4 protein-coding genes are annotated in these 6,159 nt (G+C 62.3%); all 4 read right to left on the bottom strand.

Annotated features, from left to right (window positions below; translation table 11 throughout):
• Nucleotides 1-420: 420 nt before the first annotated feature.
• From KGB27_RS30545 to KGB27_RS30530, 4 genes are read right to left on the bottom strand one after another with little or no spacing between them, the layout of a single operon-like run.
• Nucleotides 421-1,866: a curlin gene (locus tag KGB27_RS30545; protein ID WP_223557341.1), complete on the bottom strand. Its 1,446-nt coding sequence runs from the start codon at nt 1,864-1,866 to the stop codon at nt 421-423.
• Nucleotides 1,867-1,893: 27 nt separating this feature from the next.
• On the bottom strand, nt 1,894-2,355 hold the full coding sequence (locus KGB27_RS30540) for a curlin (protein WP_008034167.1): 462 nt from the start codon (nt 2,353-2,355) through the stop codon (nt 1,894-1,896).
• A 59-nt stretch (nt 2,356-2,414) separates the two neighbouring features.
• Nucleotides 2,415-4,664 carry an Ig-like domain-containing protein gene (locus tag KGB27_RS30535; RefSeq protein ID WP_223557340.1) on the bottom strand — a complete coding sequence of 750 codons (2,250 nt, stop codon included), beginning with the start codon at nt 4,662-4,664 and terminating at the stop codon, nt 2,415-2,417.
• A 35-nt stretch (nt 4,665-4,699) separates the two neighbouring features.
• The gene (locus tag KGB27_RS30530; protein ID WP_223557339.1) at nt 4,700-6,046 is read right to left on the bottom strand and encodes a hypothetical protein; all 1,347 of its coding nucleotides are present in this window, start codon (nt 6,044-6,046) and stop codon (nt 4,700-4,702) included.
• Nucleotides 6,047-6,159 lie beyond the last annotated feature (113 nt).

Genomic DNA, 6,159 nt, shown 5'->3' with positions numbered 1-6,159 from the left:
CAGCACTCTTCAGGCCGAGCGTTAGCTCGCCTTGCGCTTTTGATCTGAGCGCCCCCTCGAGAGGCCGAGTGGAGGTTCTGCGCAGTGGGCAACCCGGCATGGATGCCGGGTTAGCCGCCCCCGGCCAGGGATGGCCGATGGCGGCGGGCCCACGGAGCAGGACCGGAGCGAGGGCATGCCGAGCCTAGGCGAGGCACCGAACGAAAGGGGCAAGAGCGCTTGGTTACTTGGCGCTTCTCCAAGTGACCCGCCGTAAGGGCGAAACCCATAGCGGCCGTTACCGCAGCAATGGATATGTACACCTGAAAGATAATCGTCGCCTGTCAAGACGCCTTCGCCGGCAAGCCTGGCTCCTACAGAAAGCAGGCCACAAAAAAACCGCGCCCCCCTCAAGGGCCGCGGTTTTTTATACCCCCGCAATTACTGCTGCAACACCGTCGCCTGGTTATCCATACCCACCTGTTGAATGGTCGCCATCTGCGTCACGCCACTCTGATCAACATTGGCAATGTTCCCGATACCGCTCTGGGTCACATACGCCACGTTCATGCTGTCGGTCTGTTTCAGAGTGATCTTGTTATCGTTGCCCCACTGGCTGGTAGAGGCCAGGTTGCTGGTGCCGGACTGGTCGAATTCGCTACGGTTGTTCATGCCGTTACTGCTGCCCTCGACCAGGTTGGTGGTGCCGCGCTGGTCGGCGATGAGGACGTTGTCGGTGCCGTTCTGATCGAAGTACAGCTCGTTGTAGTTCTCCGCCTGGCTGACGATGGTTTTGTTGCCCATGCCGGTCTGGCTGGTGGTCATGACGTGGCCGACGCCGTCCTGGGTGAAGTTGGCAATGTTTTCCTTGCCGTTCTGAGTGATGGTTGCGCTTTGGTTGCTGCCAAATTGACCACCTTTTTGCGGACCTTTCCAATTGCTGGCGTAGACCTTGTTGTCGCTACCCACCGAAGTCGCGGTGAGCGAATGGCCTTCGCCGGACTGATAGGTGAAATGCACGTTACCCGTACCCGTCTGGTACAGCGCCAGGGTCGAGCCGGTGGACTCGAACTGGTCGGCGTAGATCGCGTTGAGGTTGCCGACCTGGAAGACCTGGGCGGTGTTGTTTTCGCCGAAGCTCTGGTCCACCACGGTTTCGTTGGTCTCGCCCATCTGGTCGACGGTGGCCGTGCTGCCCGCTTGCCCGTCTTGCCAGATCTCGGTGCCGTTGCCGTCGCCGTTCTGGTTGATGGTCAGGTTGCCGCCGTCGCCGTTGCGCTGGTCGCCGTAGGCATAGTTGTTGGCGCCGGTCTGGTTGATGTCGATCTGGCCGCCCATGTGGTTGATCTGTTCGGCGGTGGCGTAGTTGGTGGTGCCGTACTGGATGATCACCGCCATGTTGCCGATGCCGGGCTGGATCTGTTCGATGTTGGCTTCATTGCTGTCGCCGTACTGGAAGGTTTGACCGGAAGTGCCCTCCTGGCTGTCCTGATAGACGAACGAAAAGTTACCGCTGCCTTCCTGCTGTTGCAGCACTTCGCCGCCGCCCGCGCCGATCGATTGACTGGCATGGCTGGTGTTGAAGCTGCCGGTCTGTTTCTGGGTGATGGTGCTGTTGTCTTCATACAATTGCTCGGCGTAACCGGCGTTGTATTCACCGACCTGGTTCTGGTCGATGGTGCTAGTGGCCGAGTCCTGCACCGCAGCCGCATCGTTGCCCTCGCCGAGTTGCTGCTGGGTGGCGGTGCTGTAGGGGGCCTTGGTCTGTTTCACATTGGCGATGTTGGCGGTGCCGACCTGGTCCTGGGTGGAAATGCTGTCGTTGGCCAACGCATGGGCACTGGCAATGACCAGGATCGCGGCGGTGAGGGGCGTCAGTTTGAACATGATGAAACCTCCATGTGGTGCGGTGCTTTAGCGGTATTGTTTGACTGAAACGCTCATGCCGTTTCCCGATTGGGTCACGGCGCTGGAAAGCCCCGTGCCGGCCTGGTCGATGCTGGCGTCGTTGTTATTGCCGTTCTGGGCTATCTGCGCGCGGTTCTGGCTGCCGGTCTGGGTGATCGAGGCCGAGTTGCCGGAACCTTGCTGAGTGATCATTGCCATCAGGTCGCTGCCTTGTTGCAGGATGTAGGCTTCCTGATTGCTCCCCGACTGGACGATGGTGCCGAGCAGCGACTGGCCGTTCTGTTGCAGCAGCGCCACGTTGGCCTGACCGTTCTGGTCGATCAGCGCGTGCTGGCCAATCGGCGGAGGCAACTCGCCGAGGTCGGTGCCGGGGCCCAGGTCATCGTTCTCCATCAGATCGTCGGCGCGCACGCCCGCGCTGCTGCAGAGCAGAAGCAGGCAGAGCAGGGCGGCGGTCGACGTTTTCATGAGACTGTCCTTTCGCAAGAGGCCAGCCCCATCGGCCACGTGACCGATGGGGCCAAGGCTCAGTTGGAGATCACCGTCACGGTGCGCACGGTGCCTTGGGACGAGGTGATGGTGGCCGTCGGGTTCGCCGATGGAATCACCGTGGTGGTGTTGTTCACCGTCAGCCGCCAGCGACCGGTCACCGCCACCGTGGCAGTGCCCAGGGTTGCCAACCCGGTTGGGGTGCTCACCCGGATGGTGACGACGTTGCCGGTGGTCACCGATGAGGTGCCCGCGAAGTCCCAGGTGAAGCGGTTGTTGGAGCGTGCCGACACCGTTGCCGTGGTCACCGTGAAGGTTTCTGCCGGTGGCCGTGGCGAGACTTGCACGGTGACCGTCGCCGGTGCCGTCGACTGGGCGCCGAAGCTGTCCCGGGCGAAGTAGGTGAAGGTCGTGGTGAACGCCGTGGTGAAGTTGGCCGGTGGGGTGTATGTGATCACCGTACCGTTGCTGCTGACGCTGCCGCGACCGTTCGGTGGTTGCGTGAAGCTGGCGACCGCCAGCGGCACGTTGCCTTCCGGATCGGTGTCGTTGGCCAGCACACTGATCGGTATCGCCACGCCCAGGGTTGCGACGCTGTCGGCGACGGCCACCGGTGGCCGGTTAGGCGCCACGGTGATGGTCACGGTCGCCGGAGTGACCGAGGCCAGGCCTTTGATGTCTTGAGCTCTGTAGGTGAAGGTCGTGGTCATCGGCGCAGTGACTACGGGGGGCGGTGTGTAGACCACGGCGGTCGTGCCGCTCATCGCCACGGTGCCTTGCCCGGCGGCCGGTGAGGTCAGCGCGACGATGCTCAATGGCGTGTTGCCGTCCGGGTCGCTGTCGTTGGCCAGCAGGTTGAGGGTGATCGGCACTCCGAAGCTGGTGCTGCCGGTGTCGGCAACGGCCAGCGGCGCCTCGTTTTCACCGCTGTTCGGTTGTGTGCCGATCACCACCACAGGTTCGGTGTCGTTGCCGCCGGCGGCGGATTTGATCGTGACACTGGCCGGTGGCTGCGACAGATCGGCAACGCTCAGGCGTTGCAAGGTGCCGGTTTTCGTCAGCCGTCCGAAGCCCTGGGCGACCATGTCCGGCACCACGACTTCGTCTGACGAGGTGGCTTCGATCAGCAGGCTGTGATTACTCCAGTTGTAGCGTGCGGTCTGGATTTTCACGATGTCGGTGACTTTGCTCGACACCGCCGTTGGCCGGTTGGTGCCACTCGGGTCGGTCGCGGTGACCACGACCACCGGAGGAACCGTGCTGCCTGTCAGACGATGACCGAAGAACTGGCCGGTGTTGTTGCCAAGCATGGTGACCAGGCAGGGCGATTGCGGTGGTCCGGGAACCAGAGGCACGGTTTCACGGAAGCACAGGCTCGAACTGATGGCCGATTTGCCGAAGACTTCGACCCGGGTACTGCTCGTGCCCGGACCTGTCGGGAGGCGGCGGTAAGTGGCGCGGCCGATTTCCACAGGGGTTTGCGCACGGCTGTCGAGGACTTTGCCGGACACGGTAAAGAGGTTGGTCTGAATGGTCCCGGCCGGACCCTGGACACGCAGGAAGTTATTGTTGAACGGGCTGCCGGTGACCGCTTCGCTGAGGTTCGGATCACCCACGAATGTCTCGATGGCACCGGTGTCCGGATTCACTTCGGTGTACGGCCCGTTGACGCTGCGAAGAAATGGCCCGACCTCCCCGTTGAGTGCCCCGGCAAAGTTGCCCGGTGCGCCGATGCCGATGTCGCGGGTGATGTTGATCGCCCGGCGGCCCGGTGTGGTGACGTTGACTGTTTCCACGCCGTACGGGTGGGTGATGGTGTAGGTGCCCGCGACAGGTATGTTCACCCGCATGCGAATCCGCGCGAAGCTGGCCTGATCGCCGTCGACAGGGTTTTCCGCAGCGAACGCCGCTTCAATCCCGGCCACGTAGGCATCCACGCCATAACCTCCAACATCGTTGATGCTGGTCTCGGCGAGGAACCAGAACGCTTCCGGTGGCCAGTTATCCGGGAACACCATCGGCAGGGTGTCGTCGAAAATGCCGGGCTCCGGATTCAGGATGCACATATAGGCGGGGGCGCCAGGAGCACCCGGTGCCCGCGTGCTGGTAGCCCGTGACTGGCACAGTTCCAGCGACAGCAAGTTGCTGTCCTGATACCACATGGGGAATTTCCCCGTGGCGAAAGTGTAGGGGCCGGTATCGACGGCAGTGAGTTGCGCGAACGCACTGCCGGACAGCGAAAGAGTCAGCCCGAGCGCCTTGAGCGCGAAGCGTGGCCACTTGTTCATGATGCCTCCTGATGCGGATCTGGGCATGAGAGCGTTCATTGCACGATGACCACTTCTTCGGTATCGCTGCCGCCATTGGATGACGTCACCTGAACCTTGGCCGGTGGAATCGGCGAGATGCCGGTCGACAGGGATTTCTCTGCGCCGCTGCCACTGAGGGCGCCGATGGCGACACCCGTGCCGGAGGTGGCGGTGAGAATCGGTGGCGATGTTTCATCGCTGGTCGAGGCCACTACCGTGATTTGCCCGCTGCTCAGGCTGTACTCGGCCCGTGAAATCACCACCAGGTCGGTCAGCGGCATGGACAAGGAGGTTGGCGTGCTGGTAGGGATGGCCAGATGGTTGTCGGCCGTCACCAGCAAGCTGCTCGGCAACGTCGGGTTGGTGGCTGACTGGGCGTACCAGTGGCCGGTGGTGTTGGCCTCGATCAGGTTCAACACCGGGGTGTTGCTGTCCAGGGTCACGGTGGCCGGTGGTGGCGGGGCCATGACGAAAACATCCTGGTGGGCCACCGGGGCGCTGGCGCCTGCTGTGCGCGAATAGGTGCTGCGTTCGGCAATGATCGGAGTGGGGCGAACGAGCGTCGATAATTTGCCGGAAATGGCCATCACCGTCGTGCGCAAGTCCAGTCCGTTAGGCCCTTCAATGCGGATGTAGTTGGTATTGAAAGGGCTGCCTGTGAAAGCCTCTTCCAGGTTCGGATCGCCCACGAACGTGTCGGTTGAACCGGTAACCGGGTTGGGCTCGATGTAAGGGCCGTTGAGGCTGCGCAGGAAAGGGCCGATGTCCGCTTTGAGCGCACCGTCGTAGGTTTTCGGCGAGCCGATGCCGATGTCCCGGGTCATGTTGATCGCGCGGCGCCCGGGGGTATCGACGTTGAAGACATCGACGCCGTAAGGGTGGGTGATGACATAGGTGCCTGCCGTGGGCACGTCGACCCGAATACGGATACGGCCAAAACTGACCTGGTCGCCTTCCAGCGGGTCGCCACCACTGAACGCGGCTTCAACGGCGCTGACATAGGTCAGGTCGATGCCCCGTGCGGCATCGACGATGGATCCGTCGCCGGTGAACCAGAACGCTTCGTCGGGGAAGTTGGTCGGGAAAACGATGGGTTGAGTGTCATCGAAAATGCCGGGATTCGGATTCAAAAGGCACATGTAGGACGGTGCGCCGGGCGCACTTGGAACCCTGGAGCTGACGGCCTTGGACAGGCACAAGTCGAGGGTTCGACCGTGGGTGTCCTGATACCAGGAAGCGAAGTTACCGTTGGCGGGAACATAGGGGCCGGGGTCGACAGCAAACAGCGCTGCCTGGGCGACGCCTTGGGCCAGAGCGGACACGACCAGGGCGATCGTGGTTTTGGACAGTAAAGGGTGCATGAGTATTCCCTCTATCAGAGACCTGCCCCTTGGGGGGGTGGGTCAGTTGACGGGGGAGTCGGCAACTTCCGTACCAATCGTTGGAAACGGCCGGCAAAGGCCCGGCATTACAG

The organism is Pseudomonas sp. BF-R-01, assembly GCF_019946615.1.
Taxonomy (GTDB): domain Bacteria; phylum Pseudomonadota; class Gammaproteobacteria; order Pseudomonadales; family Pseudomonadaceae; genus Aquipseudomonas; species Aquipseudomonas migulae.
This window is presented reverse-complemented; position numbering and strand designations above follow the sequence as displayed.